The organism is Enterobacter sp. CCUG 70166, assembly GCF_020224095.1.
Classification (GTDB): domain Bacteria; phylum Pseudomonadota; class Gammaproteobacteria; order Enterobacterales; family Enterobacteriaceae; genus Enterobacter; species Enterobacter intestinihominis.
Window position 1 is genome coordinate 32440 of sequence record NZ_NRIQ01000028.1, and the last position, 15194, is coordinate 47633.

At 56.4% G+C, this 15194-nt stretch carries 11 protein-coding genes; 8 read left to right on the forward strand and 3 right to left on the reverse strand.

Annotated elements, in window-relative coordinates; all coding sequences use genetic code 11:
• Nucleotides 1–29: 29 nt before the first annotated feature.
• From msrQ to CKK19_RS12405, 3 genes are all read right to left on the reverse strand, one after another.
• Nucleotides 30–629 carry a protein-methionine-sulfoxide reductase heme-binding subunit MsrQ gene (msrQ, locus tag CKK19_RS12395; protein ID WP_063853580.1) on the reverse strand — a complete coding sequence of 200 codons (600 nt, stop codon included), beginning with the start codon at nucleotides 627–629 and terminating at the stop codon, nucleotides 30–32.
• Nucleotides 630–1631 carry a protein-methionine-sulfoxide reductase catalytic subunit MsrP gene (gene msrP, locus CKK19_RS12400; RefSeq protein WP_032626457.1) on the reverse strand — a complete coding sequence of 334 codons (1002 nt, stop codon included), beginning with the start codon at nucleotides 1629–1631 and terminating at the stop codon, nucleotides 630–632. It abuts the gene before it with no gap.
• A 77-nt stretch (nucleotides 1632–1708) separates the two neighbouring features.
• Nucleotides 1709–2683 (reverse strand): MDR family oxidoreductase, encoded by a 975-nt coding sequence (locus CKK19_RS12405; protein WP_063853581.1) that lies wholly within the window; start codon nucleotides 2681–2683, stop codon nucleotides 1709–1711.
• 183 nt (nucleotides 2684–2866) lie between these two features.
• Here CKK19_RS12405 and csrD point away from each other — a divergent pair, with 183 nt between their 5' ends.
• The 8 genes from csrD to tldD all read left to right on the forward strand — a co-directional run bounded on the left by csrD (nucleotide 2867) and on the right by tldD (nucleotide 15140).
• Nucleotides 2867–4807, forward strand: coding sequence for an RNase E specificity factor CsrD (gene csrD, locus CKK19_RS12410; RefSeq protein WP_022649564.1), 1941 nt, complete (start codon nucleotides 2867–2869; stop codon nucleotides 4805–4807).
• 282 nt (nucleotides 4808–5089) lie between these two features.
• A complete protein-coding gene (gene mreB, locus CKK19_RS12415) occupies nucleotides 5090–6133 on the forward strand; it encodes a rod shape-determining protein MreB (RefSeq protein ID WP_000913396.1) in 1044 nt (347 codons plus the stop codon).
• Nucleotides 6134–6195: 62 nt separating this feature from the next.
• The gene (gene mreC, locus CKK19_RS12420) at nucleotides 6196–7212 is read left to right on the forward strand and encodes a rod shape-determining protein MreC (RefSeq protein WP_003860400.1); all 1017 of its coding nucleotides are present in this window, start codon (nucleotides 6196–6198) and stop codon (nucleotides 7210–7212) included.
• On the forward strand, nucleotides 7212–7700 hold the full coding sequence (gene mreD / locus CKK19_RS12425; protein WP_003860402.1) for a rod shape-determining protein MreD: 489 nt from the start codon (nucleotides 7212–7214) through the stop codon (nucleotides 7698–7700). The genes mreC and mreD overlap by 1 nt, the downstream gene beginning before the upstream one ends.
• A gap of 9 nt (nucleotides 7701–7709) precedes the next feature.
• Nucleotides 7710–8303, forward strand: a complete 594-nt coding sequence (locus tag CKK19_RS12430) for a Maf family protein (RefSeq protein ID WP_003860403.1) — start codon at nucleotides 7710–7712, stop codon at nucleotides 8301–8303.
• Nucleotides 8293–9762 (forward strand): ribonuclease G, encoded by a 1470-nt coding sequence (gene rng / locus CKK19_RS12435; protein ID WP_003860405.1) that lies wholly within the window; start codon nucleotides 8293–8295, stop codon nucleotides 9760–9762. Before CKK19_RS12430 ends, rng begins: the two co-directional genes overlap by 11 nt.
• Before the next feature lie 42 nt (nucleotides 9763–9804).
• On the forward strand, nucleotides 9805–13611 hold the full coding sequence (yhdP, locus tag CKK19_RS12440) for an AsmA2 domain-containing protein YhdP (RefSeq protein ID WP_063853582.1): 3807 nt from the start codon (nucleotides 9805–9807) through the stop codon (nucleotides 13609–13611).
• Between the two features lie 83 nt (nucleotides 13612–13694).
• Nucleotides 13695–15140 (forward strand): metalloprotease TldD, encoded by a 1446-nt coding sequence (gene tldD, locus CKK19_RS12445; protein ID WP_225455148.1) that lies wholly within the window; start codon nucleotides 13695–13697, stop codon nucleotides 15138–15140.
• Nucleotides 15141–15194 lie beyond the last annotated feature (54 nt).

A 15194-nucleotide genomic window follows, 5' to 3' on the forward strand; every position in this document is an offset into this window, starting at 1 on the left:
ATCTGCGGGAAAACGCACAGTTTCGTGGACTATCGTACCCACTGGCGGAACTTCTTGTAACGCCATGCTAAAAGGGCCAATGCCAGCAGGGCGTAGATGACCGGCTGAGGAGATAATATCTTCACCGACCACAGGTAATGGATGGGCGCGAGGATCGCGACAAGATAGACGAAGTTGTGCAGCAGTAGCCAGCGCCGTCCCATTTTTCGCTGCGCGTACTGCGTGGATGTCAGCGTCAGTGCCAGTAAAACCAGCCAGCTTACGATACCCAGCGTCAGATAAGGACGCGTAACCAGTTCGCTGCCAAGGAGTGCCAGGTTGTTAATGCCCAGTTCCAGCAGGGCGTAACTGGTGAGATGCAGCGTCGCCCAGGCAAAACACCATAGCCCCAAAAGCCGACGGGTACGTATTAGCAATGGCTGTTTAGCGTAGCGCGCAAGCGGTGAGACGAGCAAGGTCGCCAGCAAAAATTTCAGAGCCATCCGACCCGTAAAATGCTGAATATCTTTAGCCGGATCGGCACTGAACTGTCCCTGGCTGGCTGCCCAAAAGAGCCAGATAAAGGGGAGCAATCCGGCTAAATGCAGGAGTACCTTCAGCCAGGTTATCTGCTTTGCCGTTAAACGCACTTAGAAGTTCTCCCGTAAATTCAGCCCACGATAGAGGGATGCCACCTCATCTGCATAGCCGTTAAACAGCAGCGTTGGCTGGCGTTTAACATCCAGCGCGCCGCCGGAACCGATAAAACGTTCCGTCGCTTGCGACCAGCGTGGATGATCAACGTGCGGGTTAACGTTGGCAAAAAAACCATACTCATCTGGCGCTGCGAGGTTCCAGGTGGTGGGTGGGCGTTCACGGGTGAGCTTAATGCTGACGATCGATTTGATGCCCTTGAAACCGTATTTCCACGGTACGGTCAGGCGAATGGGCGCCCCGTTTTGCGGCGGCAGCGCTTTGCCGTAAACCCCGACGGTGAGCAGCGTAAGCGGATGCATGGCTTCGTCGAGACGTAAACCTTCAACGTAGGGATACTCCAGCCCGCCGCCGATAAACCGATCCTTCTGGCCTGGCATCTCGTCCGGGGCATAGCGCGTCTGGAAAGAAACATACTTCGCGTTGCTGGTGGGCTCAACCAGCGCCAGCAGTTTATGCAAAGGGAAACCTACCCACGGCACCACCATCGACCAGGCTTCCACACAGCGCATACGGTAAATGCGTTCTTCAAGTGGGAAGCGGGTGGTGAGGTCATGATGATCCAGCGTCAGCGGCTTTGCCACTTCGCCATCAATCTTCAGCGTCCAGGGATCGGTTTTCATGCTCCCGGCGTTGGCGGCAGGATCGGCCTTATCAAGGCCAAACTCATAGAAGTTGTTATAGCCGGTGACTTTATCTTCCGGCGTCAACGTCAGTTTATTCTGCCATTGCGCCGGTTTGGTGAAGTTAAGCGGTGCGCCAGAGGGGGCTTTCGGGCGGTCATTGCCCTTAAACCAGTCGAGCAGATCGGCGTGGGCCGCAGGGGTGAGCGTCAGGGCAGTGGCGCTGATGCCAAGCATTTTCAGGATCTGGCGACGCTGTAGCATAAAGACAGACTCGGACGTTACGTCTGCTTCCGTCAGTTTTCGGGTTTTCATGGCATCCTCCGTCAGGCGTTTTTCTAAGCATGACGGAGGAGGAGGGTTAGCGCGAATATGTCACGAAAATTTGAAGATTAGGCGATTTTAACCAGCGCACGACCGTGGAACTGGTTGTCCATGATTTTATTGGCGTACTCTGGCGCCTGGCTCAGGGTAATCTCAGTGGCGCTCTGCTCATAGAATGAGGCTGGCAGATCCCGCGCCAGACGTTCCCAGGCCTCAGCCCGCCGCTCGGCTGGGGTCATGACCGAATCGACACCCTGAAGACGCACGTTACGCAGAATAAATGGCATCACCGTCGTCGGCAGGGCAAAACCACCCGCCAGACCACAGGCCGCCACGCAGCCACCGTAATTCATTTGCGCCAGCACCTTCGCCAGCACTTTGTCGCCGACGGTATCTACAGCGCCAGCCCAGACCTGTTTTTCCAGCGGACGGGTCTCGGCGAATTCGTCGCGGCTCAGAATACGGCTTGCGCCCAACTGACGTAGATAATCATGCGTACTTTCGCGGCCAGAGACGGCGGCGACCAGGTACCCCAGCTTGTGCAGCAGCGTGACGGCCGTGCTGCCCACGCCACCGCTGGCGCCGGTCACGACAATTTCGCCAGAGTCAGGACGGATCCCGGCCTCTTCCAGCGCCATCACGCAGAGCATGGCGGTGAAACCTGCCGTGCCGATGATCATCGCCTTACGGCCGTCCAGGCCTTTCGGCATCGGGACCAGCCAGTCACCTTTTACGCGCGCCTGCGCTGCCAGTCCTCCCCAGTGGTTTTCACCTACGCCCCAGCCGGTGAGCAGCACCTGCTGTCCGGCGTGAAAACGCGGATCTTCACTGGTATGCACGCGTCCAGCCAAGTCGATGCCTGGCACCATTGGGAAATTTCGGATGATTTTACCTTTTCCCGTAATGGCCAGTGCATCTTTATAGTTCAGGCTTGACCAGTCGATATCTACGGTCACGTCGCCCTCCGGCAGGCGGCTCTCGTCAATGGCTTGCACCGAGGCAACGGTTTTGCCGTCCTGCTGTTCTAAGATCAAAGCCTGCATACAGGGTCCTCACTAGGATTGATGATGGGAAAATATGTACTGAAGACTATACTCGCTCAATGAAACGCAGTGCCGATTTAACGCAATAAATTGCCAGATACACCAGGTTTGGTAGTATGCCGCATTTGAAATGCAAGTTAGCGCTCACTTGCGACCCCTTCAACCCACGGAGTAATCTCAAGGATGCGATTAACGACGAAGTTCTCAGCTTTTATCACCTTGCTGACGGGACTGACCATATTTGTCACGCTAATCGGCTGCTCGCTGAGCTTTTATAATGCCATCCAGGATAAGCTGGTTAACCGGGTAGAATCGGTTGCATCGGTTATCGACACTCGCCTGATTACAACCTCCTTCCCGGCACTTTCGCGTGAACTGGATGAGTTAATGGTGCCTGTGGATATCGTGCAGATCGACATTAAACAGGGGAAGCAGACCGTTTTCAGCCATACCCGTCAGGGCAGCTACCGTCCTGCCGGCACGGTAGATCAGTATCGGGACATAACGGTACGCTCACTTAAACATCCGGGTATGACAATCCATCTGATGTACCAGGATCCGATGAGCAACTATTTACGCTCGCTCATGACCACCGCGCCCTTAACCATCGCCGTTGCCTTGATCGTCCTGCTGATTTTCCTCGCCGTTCGCTGGCAGCGTCGTCAACTTTCCGGCCAGGAACTGCTGGAAACACGCTCGGTGCGAATACTGAATGGCGAGCGGGGTCCGCAGGTACGGGGATCGGTTTATGAATGGCCATCACGTACCAGTAGCGCCCTGGACGTGCTGCTCTCCGAAATCCAGTTTGCCAGCGATCAGCGTAGCCGTATGGACACGTTGATTCGCTCCTACGCCGCGCAGGATAACAAAACGGGCCTTAACAACCGTCTCTTCTTTGATAATCAGCTGGCTACGCTTCTTGATGATCCCGAAAAGGTGGGGACGCATGGCGTGGTAATGATGATTCGCCTGCCCGACTTCGATCTGCTCCGTGATACCTGGGGCCAGCGCGTGGCGGAAGAGAACCTCTTCACGCTGATTAACCTGCTGTCCACCTTTATTATGCGCTACCCCGGCGCGTTACTGGCACGCTACCACCGCAGCGACTTTGCTGTCTTGCTGCCGCATCGCACCTTAAAGGAGTCCGAGAGTATCGCCAGCCAGCTGTTGAAAGCCGTCGATGCGCTACCCCAGAGCAAAATGCTCGACCGCGACGACATGGTGCATATGGGCATCTGTGCCTGGCGCGGCGGTCAGTCGACGGAGCAGGTGATGGAACATGCAGAAGCGGCCACGCGCAACGCCGTATTGCAGGGGGCGAACGGCTGGGCGGTCTATGATGATACGCTACCGGAAAAAGGGCGCGGTAACGTACGCTGGCGAACCCTGATTGAACAGATGCTGAGCCGGGGTGGACCGCGCATCTATCAAAAACCGGCGGTCATAAAAAATGGTCATGTCCATCATCGTGAGCTGATGTGCCGTATTTTTGATGGGACCGAGGAGGTTATCTCCGCAGAGTATTTGCCGATGGTGCTGCAATTCGGATTGTCCGAAGAGTATGACCGCCAGCAAATCACCCGCCTCATTCCGTTTTTATCGTACTGGCCTGAAGAAAATCTGGCTTTACAGGTGACCGTCGAATCGCTGATCCGTCCGCGTTTTCAGCGTTGGTTACGTGACACGTTAATGCAATGCGAAAAATCGCAACGCAAACGCATTATTTTTGAACTTGCAGAGGCAGATGTAGGTCAACACATCAGCCGGTTGCGCTCGGTTGTGCGTTTAATCAATGCGCTTGGGGCTCGCGTGGCGGTAACACAGGCGGGTCTTACCCTGGTCAGCACCAGCTGGATCAAAGAGCTGGATGTCGAATTATTGAAGCTGCATCCGGGTCTGGTAAGGAATATCGAAAAGCGCACGGAAAACCAGTTGCTGGTACAAAGCCTGGTGGAGGCGTGCAAAGGAACGCAAACGCAAGTATTTGCCGCAGGCGTACGTTCACGCAGTGAATGGCAGATGTTGACAGAGCGCGGCGTGACGGGCGGTCAGGGGGATTTTTTTGCCGCCTCTCAGCCGCTTGACACCAATGTGAAAAAATATTTGCAAAGATACTCTGTTTGACCTGCCGTTTACTTTGTTTTCACGTAGAATATCGCGCCTGTAGCTTTGAGTAAGACGAGCATAAAAGCCAGTGAACGACCTTTTATAGGTTACAAGTGAAAGTGAGGGACGCTGCTGTTTACTCAGCCCTGAGGGATTCAGGGGATGAATTTGTAACAAAGGAAACGTGCTGCACTAATTTTCACCGTAGCAGACGATTTTTGCGCCTTGTCGCTGCTGCGTGTGGTTGGTAAAGTAAGCGGATTTTGTTTTCCGCCCCAGCTTTCAGGATTATCCCTTAGTATGTTGAAAAAATTTCGTGGCATGTTTTCCAATGACCTGTCCATTGACCTGGGTACCGCGAATACCCTTATCTATGTAAAAGGACAAGGCATCGTATTGAATGAGCCTTCCGTTGTGGCCATTCGTCAGGATCGTGCTGGCTCGCCAAAAAGCGTGGCCGCAGTAGGCCATGATGCGAAGCAGATGCTGGGCCGTACGCCGGGCAACATTGCCGCGATCCGCCCAATGAAAGATGGCGTTATTGCTGACTTCTTCGTGACCGAAAAAATGCTTCAGCACTTCATCAAGCAGGTTCACAGCAACAGCTTCATGCGCCCAAGCCCGCGCGTACTGGTGTGTGTGCCGGTTGGCGCAACCCAGGTTGAACGCCGTGCAATCCGTGAATCCGCTCAGGGTGCCGGTGCGCGTGAAGTGTTCCTGATTGAAGAACCGATGGCTGCGGCAATTGGTGCGGGTCTGCCGGTTTCTGAAGCAACCGGTTCTATGGTGGTGGATATCGGTGGCGGTACCACTGAAGTGGCCGTTATCTCCCTGAACGGCGTGGTGTACTCCTCTTCCGTGCGTATCGGCGGCGACCGTTTCGACGAAGCCATCATTAATTACGTTCGCCGTAACTACGGCTCTCTGATCGGTGAAGCGACCGCAGAGCGCATCAAGCATGAAATCGGTTCTGCCTATCCGGGTGATGAAGTTCGCGAGATCGAAGTTCGCGGTCGTAACCTGGCAGAAGGCGTGCCACGCGGATTCACCCTGAACTCCAACGAAATCCTGGAAGCGTTGCAGGAGCCGCTGACCGGCATCGTGAGCGCGGTGATGGTAGCGCTGGAACAGTGCCCGCCAGAGCTGGCCTCCGATATCTCCGAGCGCGGTATGGTTCTGACCGGTGGTGGTGCGCTGCTGCGTAACCTCGACCGCCTGTTAATGGAAGAGACAGGTATTCCTGTCGTAGTTGCAGAAGATCCACTGACTTGCGTCGCCCGTGGTGGTGGCAAGGCGCTGGAAATGATCGACATGCACGGCGGCGACTTGTTTAGCGAAGAGTAGTCGGGTGTGAGAGGGTAGCAAATGGCTACCCTTTCTCTCTGACGCGAGAATACGCATAGCCTATGAAGCCAATTTTTAGCCGTGGCCCGTCGCTACAGTTTCGCCTGATCCTGGCGGTTCTGGTGGCGCTCGGGGTCATTATTGCCGATAGCCGCCTCGGTACGTTCAGCCAGATCCGAACGTACATGGATACCGCCGTCAGTCCTTTCTACTTTATTTCAAATGGTCCCCGTGAACTGCTCGACTCCGTGTCGCAAACGCTTTCATCGCGTGACCAGCTCGAACTCGAAAACCGTGCATTACGCCAGGAACTGCTGCTGAAAAACAGCGAGCTACTGATGCTGGGGCAATATAAGCAGGAAAACGCGCGTCTGCGGGAACTGCTTGGCTCGCCGCTGCGCCAGGATGAACAGAAAATGGTCACCCAGGTGATCTCCACCGTAAACGATCCATACAGCGATCAGGTGGTGATTGATAAAGGCAGCGTGAACGGCGTATACGAAGGTCAGCCTGTCATCAGCGATAAAGGCGTTGTGGGCCAGGTCGTGGCGGTTGCCAAACTGACCAGCCGTGTGCTGCTGATTTGCGATGCCACCCATGCACTGCCGATTCAGGTGCTGCGTAACGATATTCGCGTAATTGCCGCCGGTAATGGTTGTACCGACGATCTGCAACTGGAACACCTGCCCGCCAACACGGATATCCGCGTGGGTGACGTGCTGGTGACGTCTGGTCTGGGCGGTCGTTTCCCTGAAGGCTACCCGGTTGCGGTTGTCTCTTCCGTGAAGCTCGACACTCAACGTGCCTACACCGTGATCCAGGCGCGTCCAACGGCTGGCTTGCAGCGTTTACGCTACCTGCTGCTGCTATGGGGCGCCGATCGCAACGGCGCTAACCCGATGACGCCGGAAGATGTGCATCGCGTGGCCAATGAGCGCCTGATGCAGATGATGCCGCAGGTGCTGCCTGCGCCGGATGCAATGGGGCCACCTGCGCCCGTACCGGCTCCGGCGACGGGGTTAACGCAGCCGCTACCGGATGCGCCGCCACCGCCGCAAGTCTCGGGTGGAGGGCAGTAGTGGCCAGTTATCGTAGCCAGGGGCGCTGGGTAATCTGGCTCTCATTCCTCGTTGCATTGTTGCTGCAAATTATGCCCTGGCCGGACGACATTCTTGTTTTCCGGCCAAACTGGGTATTACTCATTTTGCTCTACTGGATCCTTGCCCTGCCGCACCGCGTAAATGTCGGCACAGGTTTTGTGATGGGTGCCATACTGGATCTTATCAGTGGCTCTACGCTTGGCGTCCGCGCCTTATCCATGAGCATTATTGCGTATCTCGTTGCACTCAAATTCCAGCTCTTTCGTAACCTTGCGCTCTGGCAACAGGCGCTGGTGGTGATGTTGTTGTCGCTCGCTGCGGATATCGTTGTTTTCTGGGCAGAGTTTTTAGTGATCAACGTCTCTTTCCGACCGGAAGTGTTCTGGAGTAGTGTAGTAAACGGTGTGCTCTGGCCGTGGCTGTTCCTGCTGATGCGTAAAATTCGCCAGCAGTTTGCCGTGCAATAAAAGGTTTCTATGACGTCTTTGTATCTTGCCTCCGGTTCTCCGCGTCGCCAGGAACTGCTCGCGCAGTTGGGTGTATCCTTCGAACGCATCGTTACCGGTATCGAAGAAAAACGTGCTGAGGGCGAAAGCGCTCAGCAGTATGTCTCCCGTCTGGCGCGTGAAAAAGCGCAGGCGGGCGTTGCATGCGTGCCGCGTGACTTACCGGTGCTGGGGGCCGATACCATCGTCATCCTCAATGGTGAGGTGCTTGAGAAACCCCGCGACGCAGACCATGCTGCGCGGATGCTGCGTAACATGTCCGGACAAACCCATCAGGTGATGACGGCGGTAGCGCTGGCAGACAGCCAGTACGTTCTGGATTGCCTTGTGGTAACGGAAGTGACGTTCAGAGTCCTCACCGACGAGGAGATCGCCGGCTATATCGCCAGCGGTGAACCTATGGATAAAGCAGGTGCATACGGTATTCAAGGGTTGGGTGGCTGTTTTGTCAGGAAGATAAATGGCAGCTATCACGCCGTAGTCGGCTTACCGCTGGTGGAAACGTATGAGTTGCTGAGCAATTTTAACTCACTGCGTGAGGGAAGGGATAATTATGACGGCTGAATTGTTGGTAAACGTAACGCCATCGGAAACCCGTGTGGCCTACATTGATGGTGGCATTCTTCAGGAAATTCATATTGAGCGTGAAGCGCGGCGCGGAATCGTAGGCAATATCTACAAAGGTCGTGTCAGTCGTGTACTGCCGGGTATGCAGGCGGCTTTTGTAGATATTGGGCTCGATAAAGCGGCGTTTTTGCACGCCTCCGACATCATGCCGCATACCGAATGCGTGGCAGGCGAAGAGCAAAAACAGTTTGCCGTGCGCGACATCTCTGAGCTGGTGCGTCAGGGCCAGGATCTGATGGTGCAGGTGGTAAAAGATCCGCTGGGCACCAAAGGCGCGCGTCTGACCACCGACATCACCCTTCCTTCACGTTATCTGGTCTTTATGCCGGGGGCGTCGCACGTCGGCGTGTCACAGCGTATTGAGAGCGAAAGCGAGCGTGAACGCCTGAAAAAGGTGGTCAGCGCCTACTGCGACGAGCAGGGCGGGTTTATTATCCGTACCGCAGCGGAAGGGATCAGCGAAGAAGACCTGGCCTCGGATGCGGCCTATCTGAAGCGCGTCTGGACCAAAGTGATGGAGCGTAAAAAACGCAACCAGACCCGCTACCGGCTGTACGGTGAGCTGGCGCTCGCTCAGCGCGTATTACGTGATTTCGCCGATGCGCAGCTCGACCGAATCCGCGTGGACTCCCGTCTGACGTACGAAGCCTTACTGGAGTTCACCGCCGAGTACATCCCGGAAATGCCGGGGCTGCTGGAGCATTACACCGGACGCCAGCCGATATTTGATCTCTATGACGTTGAAAACGAAATCCAGCGTGCGCTGGAGCGTAAGGTTGAGCTGAAATCGGGTGGCTATCTGATTATTGATCAGACCGAAGCGATGACCACCGTCGACATCAACACCGGCGCGTTTGTCGGCCATCGCAACCTCGATGACACCATCTTTAATACCAATATAGAAGCGACGCAGGCCATCGCACGCCAGCTTCGCCTGCGTAATCTGGGCGGTATTATCATCATCGACTTTATCGATATGAATAATGAAGACCACCGCCGTCGCGTGCTGCACTCCCTGGAGCAGGCGCTGAGTAAAGATCGCGTGAAAACCAGCATCAATGGCTTCTCGCAGCTCGGTCTGGTGGAAATGACCCGGAAACGGACCCGCGAAAGCGTGGAACATGTCCTGTGTAATGAGTGTCCAACCTGCCATGGACGCGGAACGGTAAAGACGGTGGAGACGGTCTGCTACGAGATCATGCGTGAGATTGTCCGTGTCCATCATGCCTACGACTCAGACCGTTTTCTGGTCTATGCTTCCCCTGCGGTGGCAGAGGCCCTGAAAGGGGAAGAGTCGCACGCGCTGGCGGAAGTGGAAATCTTTGTCGGCAAACAGGTAAAAGTGCAAATTGAGCCGCTCTATAACCAGGAGCAGTTTGACGTCGTCATGATGTAAACGCAGTTCGCTGCGAGATTTAAGGCTGACAAGGAGAGACGCGTGAGGCGATTGCCGGGGATTTTACTGCTTACAGGGGCAACGCTGGTCGTGATTGTCGCGTTGCTCGTGAGCGGGCTGCGTCTCGCCTTGCCGCATCTGGACAGCTGGCGGCCGCAGATCCTGGCAAAAATCGAATCTGCCACCGGTCTGCCGGTGGACGTGAGCCATATCGAGGCAAGCTGGCAGAACTTTGGCCCGACGCTTGATGCGCGGGATATCAGCGCCATCCTGAAAGATGGCGGCCATCTTAAAATCAAACGCGTCACCCTGGCGCTGGATGTCTGGCAAAGCCTGCTGCATCTGCGCTGGCAGTTTCGCGATCTCACCTTCTGGCAACTTCAGCTTATGACCAACACGCCGCTGCAAAGCGGCGACAGCGATCGTGGGCTGGAAACCAGCCGTATCAGCGATCTCTTCCTGCGTCAGTTCGATCATTTCGATCTCCGCGACAGCGAAGTGAGCTTTATAACCCTTTCCGGACAGCGCGCTGAGCTGGCGATCCCACAGCTGACCTGGCTAAACGGGAAAGATCGCCACCGCGCCGAGGGGCAGGTGAATCTCTCCAGCCTGAACGGGCAGCACGGCGTTATGCAGGTGCGGATGGATCTGCGCGACGACAATGGCCTGCTGAACAACGGCAGGGTGTGGCTACAGGCGGACGACGTGGACGTGAAGCCGTGGCTGGGTGAGTGGCTACAGCAGAACATGCAGCTGGAAACCGCGCGCTTCAGCCTGGAAGGCTGGATGACCCTGACGAACGGGGCATTCGCCAGCGGCGATATCTGGCTTAAGCAGGGGGGCGCGAGCTGGAAGGGGGAAAACCATCAGCATCAGCTTTCCGTCGATAACCTCACCGCACACGTGACGCAGGATAAAGGCGGCTGGCAGTTCGCTATTCCGGATACGCGCATCTCCATGGATAACAAACCCTGGCCGCGCGGCGCGCTGACGCTGGCGTGGATGCCGGAGCAGGACGTCGGCGGGATAAACGGTAAACGCAGCGATGAGCTGCGTATCCGCGCCAGTAACCTGGATCTGACGGCGATCGAAGGGCTGCGTTCAATGGCCGCAAAACTCTCCCCGGAGCTGGGCGAAATCTGGCTGGCGACGCAACCGAGCGGGCAGATAAACCGGCTGGCGCTGGATATTCCGCTCCAGGCCACGGAAAAGACGCGTTTTCAGGCGGCATGGAAAAATCTCGCATGGAAACAGTGGAAGCTGCTGCCGGGTGCCGAGCACTTCAGCGGTAAACTGGAAGGAAGCGTGGAAAACGGCAGGCTGACGGCAGAAATGCAGGAAGCAAAAATGCCGTACGAAACGGTCTTCCGTGCGCCACTGGAGATCGAAAAGGGAAACGCCACCCTCAACTGGCTGAAGAATGACAAAGGTTTTCAGCTCGATGGTCGCGATATTGATGTAAAAGCCAAAGCGGTACATGCCCGCGGTAATTTCCGTTATCTACAGCCTGAAGGCGCTGAGCCGTGGCTGGGCATTCTGGCGGGCATCAGCACGGATGATGGTTCGCAGGCGTGGCGCTACTTCCCGGAAAACCTGATGGGGAAAGCGCTGGTAGACTATCTCAGCGGCGCCATTCAGGGCGGTCAGGCGGATAACGCCACGCTGGTCTACGGCGGCAATCCGCACCTGTTCCCGTATAAGCATAACGAAGGCCAGTTCCAGGTTCTGGTGCCGCTACGCAACGCCACCTATGCCTTCCAGCCGGACTGGCCCGCGCTGAAGAATCTGAATATCGAACTCAACTTCCTGAATGACGGCTTGTGGATGAAGACGGACAGCGTTGCGCTGGGCGGCGTAACGGCAAGCAACCTGACGGCAAACATCCCGGATTACTCCAAAGAGAAACTGCTGATTGATGCGGATATTAATGGGCCGGGTAAAGCGGTTGGCCCATATTTTGAAGATACGCCGCTGGATGACTCCCTGGCGGCCACTCTCCAGCAGTTGCAGTTAGATGGTGATGTGAATGCTCGCTTACATCTGGATATCCCGCTCGACGGTGAAATGACCACCGCCAAAGGCGACGTTCGTCTGAACAATAACAGCCTCTATATCAAGCCGCTGGACAGCACGCTGAAAAACCTTAGCGGTCAGTTCAGCTTTGTTAACGGCAATCTGAAAAGTAAGCCGCTGAAAGCGACCTGGTTCAATCAACCCGTCAATATCGATTTCTCCACCACCGAGGGCGATAAAGCCTACCAGGTGGCGGTCAATATGGACGCGAACTGGCAGCCGTCACGCATGGATGTTCTGCCGAAGCCGATTGAGAATGCGGTGGACGGCGCGGTGTCATGGAATGGCAAGGTCGCCATCGACCTGCCTTATCATGCCGGTGCGCGCTATAACGTCGACATTACGGGCGATCTAAAAAACCTCAGTAGCCAGCTTCCCGCACCGCTGAACAAGAAAAGCGGTGAAGCACTGCCCGTCAACGTAAAGGTTGCGGGCAACCTCAACAGCTTCGATTTAACCGGAAACGCTGGCGGAACAAACCACTTCAACAGCCGCTGGCTGCTTAACCGCAAGCTGACGCTGGACAGGGCGATCTGGACGACGGACAGCCGTACCACGCCGCCGCTGCCGGAGCAGGCGGGCATTGAACTGAATCTCCCGCCGATGGATGGCGCAGAGTGGCTGGCACTGTTTCAGAAAGGTGTCGGGCAAAACGTCGATCAAACGGCGCAGTTCCCGCAGTCCATTACCTTGCGCACGCCTGCGCTGACGCTGGGTGGGCAGCAGTGGAACAACCTGAGTATTGTCTCCCGGCCGACGGTGAACGGCTCAAAGGTCGAGGCGCAGGGGCGTGAAATTAACGGTTCGTTGACGATGCGCGATAACGCGCCATGGCAGGCGGCTATCCGTTATCTCTATTACAACCCGACCTTTACGGCGTCTAAAACACAGTCGACAAGTACGTCTCCTTTCAGCAGCAGTGGAACGTCGCGCGTGGATTTCAGCAACTGGCCCGATCTCCAGCTGCGCTGCGCGGAGTGCTGGCTGTGGGGACAAAAATATGGCCGTATCGACGGTGATTTTGCTATTCAGGGCAATACGCTGAGCCTCTCTGGTGGGCTGGTGGATACCGGCTTTGGCCGCATGACCGCCGCTGGCGAGTGGGTGAACAAACCGGGTGAACAGCGCACCTCGCTGAAGGGCGATATTAAAGGCAACAAGCTGGACGCAGCGGCTAACTTCTTTGGGATCAGCACGCCGCTTCGCGGATCGTCCTTCGATGTGAATTACGATCTGCACTGGCGCGCGGCACCGTGGCAGCCGGACGTTGCCTCGCTGAACGGTATCCTCAGAACCCGTTTTGGTAAGGGACAAATTGCCGATGTTAGCACCGGTCATGCAGGGCAAATACTGCGCCTGCTGAGCTTTGACGCGCTGCTGCGCAAGCTGCGCTTCGATTTCAGCGATACCTTCAACGACGGTTTCTATTATGACTCCATTCGCGGAACGGCCTGGATCAAGGACGGCGTGATGCATACCGATGATACGCTGCTGGACGGCCTGGAAGCGGACATCGCCATGAAAGGATCAGTGAACCTCGTGCGCCGGGAGCTGGATATGGAAGCGGTTGTTGCCCCGGAAATCTCCGCTACAGTGGGTGTCGCTACCGCTTTTGTGGTCAATCCGATAATTGGCGCGGCGGTATTTGCCGCCAGCAAAGTGCTGGGGCCGCTCTGGAGCAAAGTCTCGATTCTGCGTTACCGCATTACGGGCCCAATCGATAAACCGCAGATTAATGAAGTGCTGCGCCAGCCGCGCAAAGAAGCACAGCAATGATTTGACGTGGGCAGGTAATTGCCTCACTCTCAATAATATTGATTTTATACCGCCACTGGCGGCAACGAACGAGTAGCAATACGATGAGTCTGAACCTGGTAAGTGAACATTTGCTCGCAGCGAACGGCCTGAGCCATCAGGACCTGTTCTCCATTCTTGGTCAACTGACCGAACGCCGCCTCGACTACGGCGATCTCTATTTCCAGTCGAGCTATCACGAATCCTGGGTTTTAGAAGACAGCATCATTAAAGATGGTTCTTATAACATTGACCAGGGCGTCGGCGTGCGCGCCGTCAGCGGCGAAAAAACCGGTTTTGCTTATGCAGACCAGATAAGCCTGGCCGCGCTGGAGCAGAGCGCGCAGGCGGCGCGAACCATTGTGCGTGATACCGGCGACGGTCGCGTGAAAACCCTGGGTGAAGTGCAGCACGCTGCGCTTTTTACCAGCATCGACCCACTGCAAAGCATGAGCCGCGAAGAGAAGCTGGACATCCTGCGTCGCGTGGACAAAGTGGCTCGCGCGGCGGACAAACGCGTGCAGGAAGTCTCTGCCAGTCTGAGCGGGGTCTATGAGCTGATTCTGGTGGCGGCGACGGACGGTACGCTGGCCGCTGACGTGCGTCCGCTTGTGCGCCTCTCTATCAGCGTGCAGGTGGAAGACGACGGCAAGCGCGAGCGCGGCTCAAGCGGTGGCGGCGGTCGTTTTGGCTACGACTGGTTCCTCGGCGACGTTGACGGCGAAGCGCGCGCGGATGCGTGGGCAAAAGAAGCCGTGCGCATGGCGCTGGTCAACCTGTCTGCCGTGGCGGCACCTGCCGGTACGCTGCCGGTGGTTCTGGGCGCAGGCTGGCCTGGCGTGCTGCTGCACGAAGCGGTCGGTCACGGCCTGGAGGGGGATTTCAACCGTCGCGGGACGTCCGTATTCAGCGGTCAGATGGGGCAGCTTGTCTCCTCCGAGCTGTGTACCGTGGTGGATGATGGCACCATGCTCGACCGTCGCGGCTCGATTTCTATCGACGATGAAGGCACGCCGGGCCAGTACAACGTGCTGATCGAAAATGGCGTACTGAAAGGTTACATGCAGGACAAGCTTAACGCGCGTCTGATGGGCGTTGCGCCAACGGGTAACGGTCGTCGCGAATCCTACGCGCACCTGCCGATGCCGCGCATGACCAACACCTACATGCTGCCGGGTAAATCCACGCCGCAGGAGATTATCGAATCCGTTGATTACGGTATCTTCGCGCCAAACTTTGGCGGCGGCCAGGTGGATATCACCTCCGGTAAATTTGTCTTCTCTACCTCAGAGGCGTATCTGATTGAGAAGGGCAAAGTGACCAAAGCGGTGAAGGGCGCAACCCTGATTGGCTCTGGCATTGAGGCCATGCAGCAGATTTCCATGGTGGGTAACGACCTGAAGCTGGATAACGGCGTGGGCGTCTGCGGTAAAGAAGGTCAGAGCCTGCCGGTAGGCGTGGGCCAGCCAACCCTGAAGGTCGATAACCTGACGGTGGGCGGCACGGCGTAATTTTTTCATTTTCCCCTCACCCTAACCCTCTCCCCAACGGGGAGAGGGGACTGC

Excerpts from the sequence above, each read along its gene's own strand:
- rng (WP_003860405.1), top strand. The coding sequence starts at position 8,293 with ATGACGGCTGAATTGTTGGTAAACGTAACGCCATCGGAAACCCGTGTG.
- mreB (WP_000913396.1), top strand. The coding sequence starts at position 5,090 with ATGTTGAAAAAATTTCGTGGCATGTTTTCCAATGACCTGTCCATTGAC.
- CKK19_RS12405 (WP_063853581.1), bottom strand. The coding sequence starts at position 2,683 with ATGCAGGCTTTGATCTTAGAACAGCAGGACGGCAAAACCGTTGCCTCG.
- msrP (WP_032626457.1), bottom strand. The coding sequence starts at position 1,631 with ATGAAAACCCGAAAACTGACGGAAGCAGACGTAACGTCCGAGTCTGTC.
- CKK19_RS12430 (WP_003860403.1), top strand. The coding sequence starts at position 7,710 with ATGACGTCTTTGTATCTTGCCTCCGGTTCTCCGCGTCGCCAGGAACTG.
- mreC (WP_003860400.1), top strand. The coding sequence starts at position 6,196 with ATGAAGCCAATTTTTAGCCGTGGCCCGTCGCTACAGTTTCGCCTGATC.
- tldD (WP_225455148.1), top strand. The coding sequence starts at position 13,695 with ATGAGTCTGAACCTGGTAAGTGAACATTTGCTCGCAGCGAACGGCCTG.
- csrD (WP_022649564.1), top strand. The coding sequence starts at position 2,867 with ATGCGATTAACGACGAAGTTCTCAGCTTTTATCACCTTGCTGACGGGA.